Genomic DNA, 15611 nt, shown 5'->3' on the forward strand with positions numbered 1-15611 from the left:
CCCTCCACTCCCCCCTCCCCCCCCCCCCCCCCCCCCCGGCCCCGGTCAGGCGCCCGGCGCGCTCTCCTCGATCTCGAGCTGCAGCGGCGCCGCCGGCGCCTTGAGATCGGCCACCGAGAGCGGCGCCGAGGGCTTGGCCAGCCGGTTGCGCACGACCCAGTGCAGACGCTCGGAGGCGCGGGTGATCGCGACATAGGCGAGGCGCTTCCAGAGCGGCTGGCCGGCCTCCACCCGCCCGGCCCGGGCCGCGGCGTAGAGGTCGGGGGCGAAGACCTGCACCGCCTCCCATTGCGAGCCCTGCGCCTTGTGGATGGTCACCGCCGCGCCGTGCAGGAAGGTCGCGCCCATGCGCGCGGCATAGGGGATGAAGGGCTCCTCCTCGCCGGGCTTCTCGATCTTCACGATCGAGGCCGCGGAGACCCGCGGATCCTCGGCGCCGATGACGTGGAGCCGCGAGAAGCCGGGCGACTTGCCGGGGCCGAGATAGATCACCTGCGCGCCCTTGATGAGGCCGCGCGCCTCCAGGTCGAGCCGGCGCTTGCGGTGCTTCAGCGGCAGCTCGATGCCGTCGCAGATCAGCGGCTCGCCCTCGAGCAGCGCATCCTCCGGCGCACCGTGCACCGCCCGGAAGGCCTGGATCAGCCGCACCCGCGTGGCGTTGCGCCAGACCAGAACCGGCGAGCGCGCCATCAGGTCGACCTCGACCCGCTGACCCCAGATCACCCGGTCGTCGCGCCGCGCCGTGTCCTCCACCATGCGCTCGAAATCGTGGAACTCGAGCGCCGGGTCGGCCAGCGCATGGGCCAGGTCGAGGATCGGGTTGTCGGCCTCCTGGCGGTGGATGCGGCTCAGCTCCATGCGGCGCTCGCCGTCAATGCCGTCGAAGACCATCTTGCCGGACTGGTTCACCGGGGCGAGCTGCGCCGGGTCGCCGAACAGCACGAGGTTGGGAAAGATCTCCTGCAGGTCCTCGAACTGGCGGTCGTCCAGCATCGAGGATTCGTCCACGAAGCCGATGTCGAGCGGCTCCTCCCGACGCTTCCAGCCGGAGATGAAGTCCGAGCCGCGCAGCCCCGCCGCGGCCAGCGCCGCCGGCACCGACTTGTGCACCTGGAAGGCGGCGAAGGCGCGGTCCAGCGCCTCCTCGCTCAGCTCGGCGCTTTCCGGGCGGGGAATGTTGCCGGTCAGCCATTCCGCGATCTTCTCGAATTCCGGGTCGTAGACCGGGGTGTAGAGGATGCGGTGGATGGTGGTCGCCGGCACGCCGCGCATCCGCAGCACGCTGGCCGCCTTGTTGGTCGGCGCGAGGATCGCCAGGGTGCGGCGCTCGCGCTTGCGGCGGCTCTCGTAATCGCCCGAGACGAGGTCCACCCCGGCGCCGTCGAGCGCCTTGCAGAGCTCCGCCAGAAGCAGCGTCTTGCCCGACCCCGCCTTGCCGGTCACCGCCATGACGCGGCTGCGCCCGGGCTGCGCCGGGCGGGTGCTGGCGTTTGCGAGGTCGACCCCCGCCGCGGCCAGCAGGTCGGCCACGCGGTCGAAGGCCTCGGCCTGGTCCGGGGAGAAGCGCAGAGCGGGGTCGGTCATGGCGCCGGACCCTACAGGGCGGCGGCGGCGACCGCCAGAGCCCGGCGCCGGCCCACGCTTCGATGCGGGCCGTCAGGCGACGCGGGCCGCGGCCGGCGCGGCGCGGCCGAAGGCGGCTTCGAACCAGTGCCGCGACAGCGCCGGTGCCAGGCCCGCCGCGGCCGCCACCCGGGCGCGCACCGGCGCGGCGAGGCTCCAGAGCCCGAGCGCCACCGCGGCCCGGCCGCTGCCGCTCTGGCCGATCACCTCGGGCGCGGCGCCGATGCGCCGGTAGATGCGCACCATGCGGGCATCGAACACCCCGACCAGGTGGGTCAGGCCGAAGCCCTCGAGGATCTCGCCGCCCGCCAGCATCAGCGCCGCGGCGCAGCCGGGATCGGTGTCGCGGGCGAGGCAGAAGCGCGTGCATTCCCAGATCAGCGGGCTGCGGATGCCGCCGCCGGCCAGCGCCCCGAAATGGTCGTTAACCATGGTCTGCCCAGTCGTGGGCAGGAACCGCATCGAGCCGCCATGCCGCCCGTCGCGGCGCTGCCAGATCACGTAGAGCGGGTCGCAGCCGTCGTAGCGGTCGCGTTCGAAGCCGTCCGCGTCCACCGTGACCTCCCAGCCCAGCCGGGTCGCGAACTGGTCGGCGCGGTCGCGGAACATGCTGTCGCGAAGCCGCGGCGCGCGGTCGAGCTGGTGGCCGTAGAGATAGCGGATCATGCCGGGGTCCTCCTGTCGCTGCGACGGGAAGCCTCCGGCGGCGGGCGTTAAGGCCCGGTCGGACCGGCGCGCGCTGTCACAGCACCAGAAGCCCGCGCTGCAACGCCCGGGCCACGGCATGGGTGGTGTTCATCGCCCCGAGCTTGAAGCGGGCGCTCTCGATATAGACCCGGATCGTGTGCTCGGAGATCGCCAGCGAGGCCGCGGCCTGGGCGCGGCCGTAGCCCAGCGCCAGCAATGTCAGGGCATCGACCTCGCGCGGCGACAGGGCGGGTGCGGCATCGGGGGTGCGGCCGGGTTCGAGGTCGAGCGCCTTCTGGTTGAAGTAATGCGCCAGGAGGATGAAGTCGCGCCGCATGTCGGCGAGGAAATGCGACCAGGCGGCATCGTCGCAATCGTGGTTGATGGTGAACAGCGCGAATTGCCCGTTCGGGCCGCGGATCGGCACCGAATAGCCCTGCGCGCCGAGCCCGTGCGCCCTCGCATCCTCGAGAAAGGCGCGTTGCGCCCGGCCCGACCAGTCGAGTTGCCGCCAGTCCACCGGGTGGAAGCAGCGCGCGCAGCCCTGGATCACCGGGTCGACGCGCAGATAGCCGCACGCCACGTAGCGCCGCACCCAGGCCTCGGGATAGGTGCCGCAGCCATATTGCTCGCCGGCGCCGTTGACCCAGTGATAGACCAGGTGCCCGACCCGGTAGGCGGCGCGCAGGTTTTCCGAGACGGTCTGCAGATCGGCGAGGGTCTCGGCCGCCTCAAGACGCCCGAGCGCGTTGTCCGTCGTACCCGCGGTCGCGACCAAGCCCACTAAGCGCCCCCTCCCGGCGGGTGATCTCAGCACGGGCGACGCAGCGCGCGCCCTCGAGTTCGCCGGCGAGCGCCGCCATCCCGTTGGCCCGGGCGAATGCACCGAGATCCGAGAGCACGTCGATGATCCAGTCGTTGGCCATGAATGTCTCCGCGTATTGCTTAACGAACGGTGAAGATCAGCCTAAGCCGCGCTGCCGCCCGGCGCCATTCGCGGATGCGGCCTCCCCATTTCCGGCGAGGCGCGGCACGCCCCCCGACATGCGAAACGGGCCCGCCCCCGGCGGACCCGTTCCCCGTCAGCTCAGCGGTCGGGCGCGGCGCTCAGCCCTTGGCCGCCAGCGCATCCTCGAAGGTGCGCAGGCCGGTCTTCGGCGCCTGCACCAGCACCGACATGTTGCCCGGCTTGTGCTCGTTGCGCATCATCTTCATGTGCGCGTGCGGGATCTCCTCCCAGGGGAAGACCTCGGACATGCAGGGATCGAGCCGGCGCTCCACCATCAGCTGGTTGGCCGCCGCGGCCTGTTTCAGATGCGCGAAATGCGAGCCCTGCAGGCGCTTCTGGTGCATCCACATGTAGCGCACGTCGAAGGTGGTGTTGTAGCCCGAGGTGCCGGCGCAGATGACGACCATGCCGCCCTTCTTCACCACCAGAGTGGAGACCGGGAAGGTCGATTCACCGGGATGCTCGAAGACCATGTCGACGTTCACGCCCTTGCCGGTGATCTCCCAGATCGCCTTGCCGAACTTGCGCGCCTCCTTCAGCCACTCGTTGTATTCCGGCGTGTTGACCGTCGGCAGCTGGCCCCAGCACTTGAAATCCTTGCGGTTGATCACGCCCTTGGCGCCCATCGACATGACGAAGTCGCGCTTCGACTCGTCCGAGATCACGCCGATGGCGTTGGCGCCGGCGGTGTTGGCGAGCTGGATGGCGTAGGAGCCGAGGCCGCCCGAGGCGCCCCAGACCAGCACGTTCTGGCCCGGCTTCAGCTCGTGCGGGTGATGGCCGAAGAGCATCCGGTAGGCGGTGGCGAGCGTCAGCGTGTAGCAGGCGCTCTCTTCCCAGGTCAGGTGCTTGGGCCGCGGCATCAGCTGCTGTGCCTGCACGTTGGTGAACTGCGCGAAGGAGCCGTCCGGGGTCTCGTAGCCCCAGATGCGCTGCGAGGGCGACAGCATCGGGTCGCCGCCGTTGCACTCCTCGTCGTCGCCGTCGTCCTGGTTGCAGTGGATCACGACCTCGTCGCCGACCTTCCAGCGCTTCACCTTGTCGCCCACCGCCCAGACGATGCCCGAGGCGTCCGAACCGGCGATGTGGAACTCGGCGCCGTGCACGTCGAAGGGGCTGATCGGCACGCCCTTGCCGGCCCAGACACCGTTGTAGTTGACGCCCGCGGCCATCACGAGCACCAGCACCTCGTAGCTGTCGAGCTTCGGCACGTCGACGACTTCCTGTTGGAAGCTCGTGTCCGGATCACCGTGGCGCTCGCGCCGGATGCACCAGCAATACATCTTCTTCGGCACGTAGCCCATCGGGGGCATCTCGCCGATCTCGTAGAGATCTTTTTCGGGCGCATCGTACTCGGCGATGCCGGTTTGGGTGTCCAGAGCCATCGGGGCCTCCTTCCTCGTGCTTCGACCTGGCGACGCCGCAATGCAGAATCGCGGGGCCTCTGTCCCGGAGATACAATCGGCCACGCAACATATCAACAACCTTGGCGTCCCGATTGTAACTTTATGACCCTTCCGGCGCAGAAAGTTGCGCGCCCGTCCGGGATGGGAGGGCGGACCGCGCCCCGCAATTGCTGCACTGCAACGAAACGGTCCGCCCCGCCGCGCGCCGGCAGGCGCGGCCTTGCGTCGCAGAGCGCAGGCGGCGCCGCGGCGCGACCCGCACGCTTCGACCGGCCGGGCGGACATGAGTACCGCCGGCGCGCCGGGAGGCCGCGACATAGCCCCAGGGCGTGGTGCAGATCCCGCGCCCGGCGGAGACCGGCGGCGCGCGCGTCCTGGACCTCACTTGGGCGATCCGCGCGCCCTTCACCGCGAGTTTGCCGGCTCGCACCGCCCTCTTGACGGGGCTTTCGCCGACGACAACGGTGGCATCCGTCGCGGTGCCGACGACCGTCTCGCGGCGGAAGCCCGCCGGGGCCCGCCGCGCCGAGGAGTGCCGCCACCGCCATGCGTTTCGAGAGTCCGACCCTCCCTCGATCCCTTCTGCCGTCGGTCTGCCGTGCCGGAGACGCCATTCTGGCGCGGACCGGAATTGCGGCACCGGTCAGGCCGGGTCGGCCCCGCCCGAAGGCCGCGCGCTCGCCGCGTCGCAGCGAATTGACAGGGCCACAAAGTTTCGCATATCAACCCCAGAGCGCAACATTGTTGCAGACCCATTTCAGCAGGTGACCGACCGCCATGACCGAGACCCAAGCGCTGCCGCCCCGCGACAAACCCTGGCTGATCCGGACCTATGCCGGCCATTCCACCGCCCGGGCCTCGAACGCGCTCTATCGCGGCAACCTCGCCAAGGGGCAGACCGGCCTGTCGGTGGCCTTCGACCTGCCGACCCAGACCGGCTATGACAGCGACCATGTCCTGGCCCGCGGCGAGGTCGGCAAGGTCGGCGTGCCGATCTGCCACCTGGGCGACATGCGCACCCTGTTCGACCAGATCCCGCTCGTGCAGATGAACACCTCGATGACGATCAACGCCACCGCGCCGTGGCTTCTGGCGCTCTATATCGCGGTGGCCGAGGAACAGGGCGCCGACGTGGCCAAGCTGCAGGGCACGGTGCAGAACGACCTGATCAAGGAATATCTCAGCCGCGGCACCTATATCTGTCCGCCCAAGCCGTCGCTGAAGATGATCGGGGACGTCGCCGAGTATTGCTACAAGCATGTTCCCAAGTGGAACCCGATGAATGTCTGCTCCTACCACCTGCAGGAGGCCGGCGCGACGCCGGAGCAGGAGCTGGCCTATGCGCTGGCCACCGCCATCGCGGTGCTCGACGAATTGAAGCCGCGGGTTCCGGCCGAGGATTTCCCGACGCTGGCGGGCCGCATCTCGTTCTTCGTGAATGCCGGCATCCGCTTCGTCACCGAGATGTGCAAGATGCGCGCCTTCGTCGATCTCTGGGACGATATCCTGCGCGACCGCTACGGCGTCGAGAACCCGAAATTCCGCCGCTTCAGGTACGGCGTGCAGGTCAATTCGCTGGGCCTGACCGAGCAGCAGCCGGAAAACAACGTCTACCGGATCCTGATCGAAATGCTGGCGGTCACCCTGTCGAAAAAGGCCCGCGCCCGCGCCGTGCAATTGCCGGCCTGGAACGAGGCGCTCGGCCTGCCGCGCCCCTGGGACCAGCAATGGTCGATGCGGATGCAGCAGATCATGGCCTACGAGACCGACCTGCTGGAATTCGACGACCTGTTCGACGGCAATCCGGCGGTCGATGCCAAGGTCGCGACGCTGAAGGAGGCGGCGCGCGCCGAACTCGCCAATCTCGATGCCATGGGCGGGGCGATCGGCGCCATCGACTACATGAAGTCGCGGCTGGTCGAATCCAATGCCGACCGGGTCAACCGCGTCGAGCGCGGCGAGACCGTGGTGGTGGGCGTCAACCGCTGGACCCAGTCCGAACCCTCGCCGCTCCTGGGCGAGGATGGCGGCATCATGACCGTCGATCCCTCCGTCGAAGCCGAGCAGATCGGCCGCCTGGCGGAATGGCGCGAGAGCCGCGACGCCGCCGCGGTGGAGGTGGCCCTGGCCGAACTCCGTGACGCCGCACGCGAGGGCCGCAACGTCATGGAGGCCTCCATCGCCGCCGCCAGGGCCGGCGTCACCACCGGCGAATGGGCCGGCGAGATGCGCCGCGCGCACGGCGAATATCGCGGGCCCACCGGGGTCTCAGCCGCGCCCTCGAACAAGACCGAGGGGCTCGACGACATCCGCGCCGCGGTCGATGCGGTCTCCGACCGGCTGGGCCGCCGGCTGCGCTTCCTGATGGGCAAGCCGGGGCTCGACGGCCATTCCAACGGCGCCGAGCAGATCGCCTTCCGGGCCCGCGATTGCGGCATGGAGATCGATTATGCCGGCATTCGCCTGACGCCCGAGGAGATCGTCCGCGCGGCCCAGGAGGGCGCCCACGTGGTCGGCCTGTCGATCCTGTCGGGCAGCCACCTGCCCCTGGTCGAGGACACGCTGGAGCGGCTCCGCGCCGCCGGGCTCGGCCATGTCCCGGTGGTGGTGGGCGGCATCATCCCCGAAGAGGATGCCCGCAAGCTGACCGCCATGGGCGTGGCGCGAATCTACACGCCCAAGGATTTCGAACTGAATGCCATCATGCGCGACATCGTTTCGCTGGCTGACGAAAAGGCGGTGGCCGCGGAATAGCGCCCCGCGGCGCCAAACCCGCGCCGCCTATACCAAGACGCGCAGACCATTGAGACCGTTCAGCCCCCGGCTGAGCGGTTTTTCGCTTTTTGCGATCGCGCCGGACGCTGACACATAATTGGCTGTTGTCATTTTAAGAATTCCGAAAAAATAAAGAACAATAATAAAGTCGGAATATGAGAGTGAGCGCCATGGATATTAATCTTGAAGATATGTCGAAAGACGAGCTCAAGCGTCTGAAAGCCGACGTCGACAGGGCTCTGAAAACCATCGACACCCGACGCCGGGCGGAAGCGAAACGCGCGGCGGAAGTCGCCGCAAAGGAGTACGGCTTTTCGCTGGACGACCTGATCGGCAGTGACGGAAAGGCCGGCAAGGGCATTCCGCGCTACCGCAATCCCGCCGCACCCGATCAGACCTGGACCGGACGCGGCCGCAAACCGAACTGGGTCATCGAAGCGCTCGACAACGGCAAGTCCCTCGACGATCTGAAGATCTGAGCGAATGACGATCCATATCGGCGCCCAGCCGGGCGATATCGCCGAATGCGTCCTGATGCCCGGAGATCCCTACCGGGCGAAATGGGCGGCGGAGCGGTATCTCGACGCCCCGCGGCTGGTCAACGACGTGCGCGGGATGCTGGGCTATACCGGCACCTGGAACGGCCACCGCGTGACCATTCACGGCTCGGGGATGGGCATGCCCTCCCTGTCGATCTACGCCAACGAACTGATCCGCGATTACGGCGCCACGACGCTTATCCGCATCGGCTCCTGCGGGGCCATGCAGGACGGCGTGGCGCTGCGCGACGTGATCCTGGCGATGACCGCCAGTTCGCTCTCCACGCCGTCGCGCGGCATCTTCCGGGAAATGAACTACGCGCCGCACGCCGACTGGTCGCTGCTCCGCGCCGCCGCCGAGGCGGCCGCCACGCGGCCGGGACGCTGCCATGTCGGCGGCATCTATTCCTCGGACGCGTTCTACGACGAACGCCCCGACCTGAACGAGCAGCTGACCCGCCACGGCATCCTGGCGGTGGAGATGGAGGCCGCGGAGCTCTACACCGTCGCCGCCCGCTGCCGGGTGCGGGCGCTGGCCGTCCTGACCGTCAGCGACCACCTCCTGACCGGCGAGGCGCTGTCCTCGGAGGACCGCCAATCCTCGTTCGGCGACATGGTCGAGATCGCCCTCGAGGCGGCCTTCGCCTGACCGCCTCAGAGCCCGTGACGGCCGCCATAGCCGTTGCGGGCCGGGGGCGCCCAGCCCGCCAGCGCGCCGTCCTGCGGCGCCCGGATCTCCACCCCCAGCGGAAAGCAGGCCGCCGCGTCGCTGGAATGGGCCTGGCCGCAATCGCCGCCGGGACAGGCACTGAGCGCGCCCAGGAGGTCGATCTCGGCGAACAGGGTCAGGCCGTCCCCCGGACGCACCGGGCTCGCCTTCATGAAATACTGCCCGGTGTCGCGGGTGAATCCGGTGCACATGAAGACGTTGAGAACGTCGTGCAGATGCGGCTCGGCCGCCTCGGGCGGCCATCCGGTCTCCGCCACCAGCGCCCGCAGCAGATTGGAATGGCAGCAGCGGTCGTAATCCCGTCCGCTGAGCAGCCGCGCGGTATAGGGATCGCAGCGCGTGCCGATGACGTCGTGCACGGCACCGCCATCGGCGTCGCGGCCATACCAGCCGAGATCGTCGGCGACGACCGTCGCCATCGGCCGCAGATGCGGAAAGCCGGACCACAGCCGGTCGCCTTCGCCGACATGGCTGCCATGCAATGCCCGCGTCTTTCCGGAATAGAACCGTTCGGAAAAATCTCCGTCGGCCCAGAGATTGAGATCGCCGACCTGGGGACCGTCGATTGACCGAATGGTAAAGAAATGGCCCGCCGGAACCCGGAAACATTCGGCGCTGCGCGGCGCCACGGCAATTTCCGACGTCAGCCGCGCCCCGGCGAGGGCGGCGCGATAAAGCTGCATCGGCGGCGCGGGTAAGGTCGCGCGCGGATAGCAAATCACCGCGGGCGCGGCGCGACGCTGATCGGCGTCAACGGGAGCAGTCGACATGGAGGCGATCCTTCCTCGGCAATTTCGCGGATTCGGGGCAATTCGTTTACCCCTTCTTTACCGAATTGGCGCCAAACTCGCAGCATGGACCCGGCTGGCGGGCCGGGTCCCGGAACGGAGGCGTCCCGTCGCCCTTGCCAACGTCCAATCCCGCAAAGCGGGTGGCGGGGCGCCAACCGTTCGCGACGGCCGGACGCTGCCGAACCGTCCGGCCGGAAAGGCTCTTGGGCTGCGACGAAACACCCCCGGACAGGAAAAAGGCCGGATCGGATCCGGCCTTTTTCATCAATGCGGGCGGCGCCGCGCTCAGATCGCGATCACGTCGAGCGGCGGGAAGCCGTTGAAGCAGACCGAGGAATAGGTCGAGGTGTAGGCGCCGCAGGCGCGGATGATCACCCGGTCGCCGGATTTCAGGCCCAGCGGCAGGTCCACCGGACGCTTCTCGTAGAGCACGTCGGCCGAGTCGCAGGACGGGCCGGCGAGGATGCAGGGGCCGTGCGCCTCGTGCTCGCGGTCGGTGACGAAGCGGTAGCGGATCGCCTCGCCCTCGGTCTCGGCCAGGCCCGAGAAGCGGCCGATGTCGAGATAGACCCAGCGGTGCAGGTCGTTGTCCGACTTCTTCGACACCAGCAGGACCTCGGCGGCGATGGCGCCGGCCTCGGCCACCAGGCCGCGGCCCGGCTCGGCCATGACATGCGGCACGTCGCCGAAACGCTCGGTCACCTGGCGCATGACGCCGGCGGCATAGGCGGTCGGGCCCTCGACCTCCTCGGTGTAGAAGGCCGGGAAGCCGCCGCCGATGTTGAGCAGCGTCAGGTCGTGGCCGGCGGCGCGGGCGGCGTGCCAGACGGCGGCCACCTGGTCGAGCACCGGCGCCCACATGGCCGAGCGGCGGGTCTGCGAGCCGACATGGAAGGACACGCCGACCGGCGCGAGGCCCAGCGCCACCGCCATGTCCATCAGCGCCAGCGCCTTGACGCGGCTGGTGCCGAACTTGCGCGACAGCGGCCAGTCGGCCTCGGAGGCGTCGACCAGCAGGCGGATATAGACCTGCGCGCCGGGGGCGTGCTCGGCGATCTTCTCGAGCTCCTCCTCGGCATCGGCGGCGAAGATACGGATCCCGGCCTGATGCGCGAAGGCGATGTCGGCGGGCTTCTTGATGGTGTTGCCGAAGGAGATCTGCTCGGGCGCGGCGCCCTGGCTCAGGCAGAGCTCGATCTCGGCGCGCGAGGCGGCGTCGAAGTTCGATCCGAGCCCGACCAGCGTCTCGATAACCGCGCGCTCCGGGTTGGCCTTCACCGCGTAGTGGATGGTCGCCCGGCCGAGGCCGGCGGCCAGCGCCGCGTATTGACGGGCCACCGCCTCGGTGTCGATCACCAGGGTCGGACGGTCGAAGCGGGTGTTGCGGATGAAGGTCTCAACGCGCGATGCGCGCACGACATCGGGCGCCGAGAACTCGGTGACGTAAGCGTTCATGTCCATCTCCAATAGACCCGGCCGTGGACGGCCAACCAGTGCTGTCAGAGACGTTACCGTCGCTACGTAACCGTGGGGCTGACCCATGGGACAGAGGCGCGTGCGTTGGCGTCTTGTGGAAGCGCATATCGGGCAGATGCCGATTCACTTCAAGAGGGTGATTGCGGCCGGATTCCGGTTTTTCGGATGGCCCGCTCAGCCGTTGCGGGCCAGACACGATTGCGGCGCGCGGCCCCGGGATCCGGGGGTTTCGGCCCCGCATTGCAGGCAGGTCCATGTGCTTTCCGTGTCACTCCTGAGGTATTCCCGCCAGCGACAGGCGCGGGTCTCGCGGTTGGCGAAGACGGCGATCAGGATCAGCGCGACGACGAGGCCGAGCAGGATGAGCATCGCGGGTCTCCCCTCTCCCGGTGGCGCCCGCCCCGGCAGGGCCGGGACAGGCGGCAGGTAGGGCGTCAGGCGGCGCGGGTCCAGCGCAGGGCGTCGGTGGCATCGTCGCGCTCCGGACGCACGGCCGGGGTCGCCGGCTCGTAATAGGACAGTTGTTCGGCGAGAATGGCGAGCGCCTCTTCGGGGCGCGGGCTGCGGCGGGTGTCGCTGCGATCGGTCATGGATGCCTCTCGGGTGTGATCCGTGGCTCCCTCCCCGATCCCGATATGTCGCCGCAGCGCGGCATTTTCATCCCCGAAAGCTGCATCCGGGCTATGCCGGCACTGCATACATCGGCACACGCAGACCCCGGACGCGAAACGGCCCCGGACCGCGCCGGGGCCGTCGGTCCGGAGCTGTGCTCCGGCGGGCGGATCACATCGTGCGTTCGACCATCATTTTCTTGATCTGGCTGATCGCCTTGGCCGGGTTCAGGCCCTTGGGGCAGGTCTTGGCGCAGTTCATGATGGTGTGGCAGCGGTAGAGCTTGAACGGATCCTCGAGATCGTCGAGCCGCGCCCCGGTCGCCTCGTCGCGGCTGTCGACGATCCAGCGATAGGCGTGCAGCAGCGCCGCGGGCCCGAGATAGCGGTCGCCGTTCCACCAGTAGGACGGGCAGGCCGTGGAGCAGGAGGCGCACATCACGCATTCGTAGAGACCGTCGAGCTTCTCGCGGTCCTCGATCGACTGCCGCCACTCCTTGGCGGGACGGTTGGTGGTGGTCTCGAGCCACGGCATGATCGAGGCGTGCTGGGCGTAGAACAGCGTCAGGTCGGGGATCAGGTCGCGCACCACCGGCATGTGCGGCAGCGGGTAGATCTTCACGTCGCCCTTGATCTCGTCCATGCCGTAGATGCAGGCCAGCGTGTTGATGCCGTCGATGTTCATGCCGCAGGAGCCGCAGATGCCCTCACGGCAGGAGCGGCGGAAGGCCAGCGTCGGATCGATCTCGTTCTTGATCTTGATCAGCGCGTCGAGAACCATCGGCCCGCAGGTGTCCATGTCGACGAAATAGGTGTCGACGCGGGGATTCTCGCCGTCATCCGGGCTCCAGCGGTAGATCTGGAACTTGCGCAGGTTGCTCGCGCCCTCCGGCTTCGGCCAGGTCTTGCCGGTGCGGATGCGGGAATTCTTGGGCAGGGTGAGTTGAACCATGGGATCAGGCCCCTTTCTCGGGTCGGGTCTGCGCCGTGCCGGCGCGAAGCGAGGTCACGAAGCCGTGGCTGCTCTCGATGGCGCGCGCCCCGAAGTAGCGCTCCGCGCCGTAGGCTTCGATGTCGAGGTCGAGATGGCGCGCGACGCACTCCTCGTAGGCGGCGTCGAGCACCCGGTTCTCCGGATCGAGTCCGGTCAGGACGACCAGCCCCGTAGGGTAGGCGTCGAGCACGTGGATGCCCAGATCGGGCCGCGTCTCCTCGAGAATGGCGAGCGTCTTCCAGACGTCGCCGGTCCAGAAGCGCAGCGCCTCGCGGTCCCAGTCCCGCGCCGTCATCGCGGCGTTGAACGGCAGGCAATCGTGCAGCACCGCGACGGCGCCCGGGGCGGCGCATTTCTCGAAGTTCATCACGTCGCGCAGCAGGTATTCGAACCGGTGCATGCCGTCGAGAAAGCCGAGCTTCGGGGCGATGCCGTTGCGCGCCAGAAAGTCCGAGGCGAAGGCCTCGTCCGAGGTCATCTGCAGGAAATGGCCCTGCCGCATCTGCCCCATCGCGAAGTCGCTGACCTCGAAGGCGGGGTCGATGGCGACGAAATTGCCCGGGCACAGGCGCAGCGAATGGCCGCGGCTGGTGCCGATCTCGAGATACCAGTCCGGCGCGAGGATGGCGTGCAGCTCGGCCAGCACGTCGAGATAGTGCGGGCCGTCGACTTCCGGAAACCCCGGCTGGACCTCCGCCCGGATTGCCGCCGGCAGGCGCGGGCTGCCGCCGGGGGCGCGCTGTCCCACCGGCGCCACGCGGCCTTCCGGCCGGAGCTTGGCCGGCGGCTGCGCCTTGCGGAAGAGCCCGAGCATCGCTCAGCGGCTCCCGGCGCCGGCCAGCAGCGCCGGCAGGCCTTCCGCCGCCAGACATTGCAGCGTCGGCGGCCGCGACACGATCTCGGCCACGATCTCGGCCGAGGAGGCCGTCGGACCGCCCACGGAATCGGCCGCCAGCGCGAGGATCTGCTGGGCGCTGGCATTGTCGATGATGCAGTCGATCGCCGGCTCGAGCGGCACCCCGGGATAGCGCTCGAGCACCACCCGGTTGACCGTCGAGCGGGCGGCGCCGCGGGCGATCTGGTCCTGCGCCTGGGCCGTGCAGCCCGCCAGAACCAGCGCCGTCAGCGCGAGGATTGCCGCCCGCCGCATCAGAAGGTCCGCGCCTTGGGAGCGATGCGCTCCTCGGCGATGCCGCCCTCGTCCGCGGTGGTCAGCGGCGCGGTGATCACCGGCCGGTAGCTCAGCTCCACCTTGCCGTCGGCGATGCGGGCGATGGTGTGGACGCGCCAGTTCTCGTCGTCGCGCTCGGTGTGGTCCTCATGGGCATGGGCGCCGCGGCTTTCCTTGCGCGCCTCGGCCGAGACGATGGTGGTCAGCGCGTTGGGCATCAGGTTGGTGAGCTCCAGCGTCTCCATCAGGTCGGAGTTCCAGACCAGGCTGCGGTCAGTGACGTGCAGGTCGTCGAGCTTGCCGGCGATCGCGGTCATCTTCTCGACGCCCTCGGCCATGGTCTCGGCGGTGCGGAACACCGCCGCGTCGCTCTGCATGGTGCGCTGCATCTCGAGCCGCAGCTCGGCGGTGGGCACCGAGCCCTTGGCGTGCCGGATCGCGTCGAAGCGGCCCAGCGCCTGGTCGATCTGGCCCTGGTCCACCGCCCGCGGCCGGGCGGCGCGGTCCACCACCTGGCCGGCGCGGATCGCCGCGGCGCGGCCGAAGACCACCAGGTCGATGAGCGAGTTGGAGCCCAGGCGGTTGGCGCCGTGCACGCTGGCGCAGCCGGCCTCGCCCACCGCCATCAGGCCGGGCACGACGCGGTTCGGGTCCTCCCCGGTCGGGTCCAGCACCTCGCCCCAGTAATTCGTGGGGATGCCGCCCATGTTGTAATGCACCGTCGGAATCACCGGGATCGGCTCCTTGGTGACATCGACGCCGGCGAAGATCTTGGCCGATTCCGAGATCCCCGGCAGGCGCAGCTGCAGCGCCTCCTTGGGCAGGTGCGACAGGTTCAGGTGGATGTGGTCGCCGTGCTCGCCGACGCCGCGGCCCTCGCGGATCTCCATGGTCATCGAGCGGCTGACATAGTCGCGCGGCGCCAGGTCCTTGTAGGTCGGGGCGTAGCGCTCCATGAAGCGCTCGCCCTCGGAGTTGGTCAGGTAGCCGCCCTCGCCGCGGGCGCCCTCGGTGATCAGGCAGCCGGCGCCGTAGATGCCGGTCGGGTGGAATTGCACGAATTCCATGTCCTGCAGCGGCAGCCCGGCCCGCGCCACCATGCCGCCGCCGTCGCCGGTGCAGGTATGGGCCGAGGTGGCCGAAAAATAGGCCCGGCCGTAGCCGCCGGTCGCCAGCACCACCATCTTGGCGTTGAAGACGTGCATGGTGCCGTCGTCGAGCTTCCAGCACACCACCCCGGTGCAGGCGCCGTCGGCGTCCATCAGCAGGTCGATGGCGAAATACTCGATGTAGAACTCGGCCTTCTGCTTGAGGCTCTGGCCGTAGAGCGTGTGCAGGATGGCGTGTCCGGTGCGGTCGGCGGCGGCGCAGGTGCGCTGCACCGCCGGGCCCTCGCCGAACTCGGTGGTGTGGCCGCCGAAGGGGCGCTGGTAGATCTTGCCCTCCTCGGTGCGCGAGAACGGCACGCCGTAATGCTCGAGCTCGTAGACCGCCTCGGGGGCGTGCCGGGCGAGGTATTCCATGGCGTCGGTGTCGCCGAGCCAGTCCGACCCCTTCACGGTGTCGTACATGTGCCACTGCCAGTGGTCCGGGCCCATGTTGGACAGCGAGGCGGCGATGCCGCCCTGCGCCGCCACGGTGTGCGAACGGGTCGGGAAGACCTTGGTGACGCAGGCGGTCTTCAGCCCCTGCTCGGCCATGCCGAGGGTCGCGCGCAGGCCGGAGCCGCCCGCCCCCACCACCACGACGTCGTAGTCATGCGTCTCGTAGTCGTATGCAGCCATAAGGTCGTTGCTCCG

16 protein-coding genes are annotated in these 15611 nt (G+C 69.1%); 3 read left to right on the forward strand and 13 right to left on the reverse strand.

Going from position 1 to position 15611, the window contains the following annotated elements; all coding sequences use genetic code 11:
• Nucleotides 1-45: 45 nt before the first annotated feature.
• From ACXYMW_RS05680 to ccrA, 5 genes are all read right to left on the reverse strand, one after another.
• Nucleotides 46-1584 carry an ATP-dependent DNA helicase gene (locus ACXYMW_RS05680; protein WP_459034329.1) on the reverse strand — a complete coding sequence of 513 codons (1539 nt, stop codon included), beginning with the start codon at nt 1582-1584 and terminating at the stop codon, nt 46-48.
• A 72-nt stretch (nt 1585-1656) separates the two neighbouring features.
• Nucleotides 1657-2289, reverse strand: coding sequence for an acyl-homoserine-lactone synthase (locus tag ACXYMW_RS05685; RefSeq protein WP_459034330.1), 633 nt, complete (start codon nt 2287-2289; stop codon nt 1657-1659).
• Nucleotides 2290-2365: 76 nt separating this feature from the next.
• Nucleotides 2366-3094: a helix-turn-helix transcriptional regulator gene (locus ACXYMW_RS05690; protein ID WP_459034331.1), complete on the reverse strand. Its 729-nt coding sequence runs from the start codon at nt 3092-3094 to the stop codon at nt 2366-2368.
• Entirely contained in the window at nt 3042-3236 is a 195-nt protein-coding gene (locus ACXYMW_RS05695; RefSeq protein ID WP_459034332.1) for a hypothetical protein, read from the reverse strand. Before ACXYMW_RS05695 ends, ACXYMW_RS05690 begins: the two co-directional genes overlap by 53 nt.
• Before the next feature lie 181 nt (nt 3237-3417).
• A complete protein-coding gene (gene ccrA, locus ACXYMW_RS05700; protein ID WP_459034333.1) occupies nt 3418-4704 on the reverse strand; it encodes a crotonyl-CoA carboxylase/reductase in 1287 nt (428 codons plus the stop codon).
• A gap of 798 nt (nt 4705-5502) precedes the next feature.
• Between ccrA and ACXYMW_RS05705 the strand changes: the two genes are divergently transcribed.
• From ACXYMW_RS05705 to deoD, 3 genes are all read left to right on the forward strand, one after another.
• The gene (locus tag ACXYMW_RS05705) at nt 5503-7479 is read left to right on the forward strand and encodes a methylmalonyl-CoA mutase family protein (RefSeq protein WP_459034334.1); all 1977 of its coding nucleotides are present in this window, start codon (nt 5503-5505) and stop codon (nt 7477-7479) included.
• A 191-nt stretch (nt 7480-7670) separates the two neighbouring features.
• A complete protein-coding gene (locus ACXYMW_RS05710) occupies nt 7671-7979 on the forward strand; it encodes an H-NS histone family protein (RefSeq protein ID WP_459034438.1) in 309 nt (102 codons plus the stop codon).
• Between the two features lie 4 nt (nt 7980-7983).
• The gene (gene deoD / locus ACXYMW_RS05715) at nt 7984-8688 is read left to right on the forward strand and encodes a purine-nucleoside phosphorylase (protein WP_459034335.1); all 705 of its coding nucleotides are present in this window, start codon (nt 7984-7986) and stop codon (nt 8686-8688) included.
• A 5-nt stretch (nt 8689-8693) separates the two neighbouring features.
• Here the strand turns inward: deoD and ACXYMW_RS05720 are convergent, their stop codons facing one another.
• From ACXYMW_RS05720 to sdhA, 8 genes are all read right to left on the reverse strand, one after another.
• Nucleotides 8694-9539, reverse strand: coding sequence for an urea carboxylase-associated family protein (locus ACXYMW_RS05720; RefSeq protein WP_459034336.1), 846 nt, complete (start codon nt 9537-9539; stop codon nt 8694-8696).
• Between the two features lie 306 nt (nt 9540-9845).
• Nucleotides 9846-11015, reverse strand: coding sequence for a type III PLP-dependent enzyme (locus ACXYMW_RS05725; protein WP_459034439.1), 1170 nt, complete (start codon nt 11013-11015; stop codon nt 9846-9848).
• A 195-nt stretch (nt 11016-11210) separates the two neighbouring features.
• Complete coding sequence (locus ACXYMW_RS05730) at nt 11211-11405, reverse strand: hypothetical protein (RefSeq protein ID WP_459034337.1); 195 nt, start codon at nt 11403-11405, stop codon at nt 11211-11213.
• 65 nt (nt 11406-11470) lie between these two features.
• Nucleotides 11471-11626, reverse strand: coding sequence for a hypothetical protein (locus ACXYMW_RS05735; RefSeq protein WP_459034338.1), 156 nt, complete (start codon nt 11624-11626; stop codon nt 11471-11473).
• 193 nt (nt 11627-11819) lie between these two features.
• Nucleotides 11820-12599 carry a succinate dehydrogenase iron-sulfur subunit gene (locus ACXYMW_RS05740; protein ID WP_459034339.1) on the reverse strand — a complete coding sequence of 260 codons (780 nt, stop codon included), beginning with the start codon at nt 12597-12599 and terminating at the stop codon, nt 11820-11822.
• A gap of 4 nt (nt 12600-12603) precedes the next feature.
• Nucleotides 12604-13455, reverse strand: coding sequence for a class I SAM-dependent methyltransferase (locus ACXYMW_RS05745; RefSeq protein WP_459034340.1), 852 nt, complete (start codon nt 13453-13455; stop codon nt 12604-12606).
• A 3-nt stretch (nt 13456-13458) separates the two neighbouring features.
• Entirely contained in the window at nt 13459-13791 is a 333-nt protein-coding gene (locus ACXYMW_RS05750) for a hypothetical protein (protein WP_459034341.1), read from the reverse strand.
• Nucleotides 13791-15596, reverse strand: coding sequence for a succinate dehydrogenase flavoprotein subunit (gene sdhA, locus ACXYMW_RS05755; RefSeq protein ID WP_459034342.1), 1806 nt, complete (start codon nt 15594-15596; stop codon nt 13791-13793). The genes ACXYMW_RS05750 and sdhA overlap by 1 nt, the downstream gene beginning before the upstream one ends.
• Nucleotides 15597-15611 lie beyond the last annotated feature (15 nt).

The sequence above is a fragment of the Roseivivax sp. CAU 1761 genome (assembly GCF_054482755.1).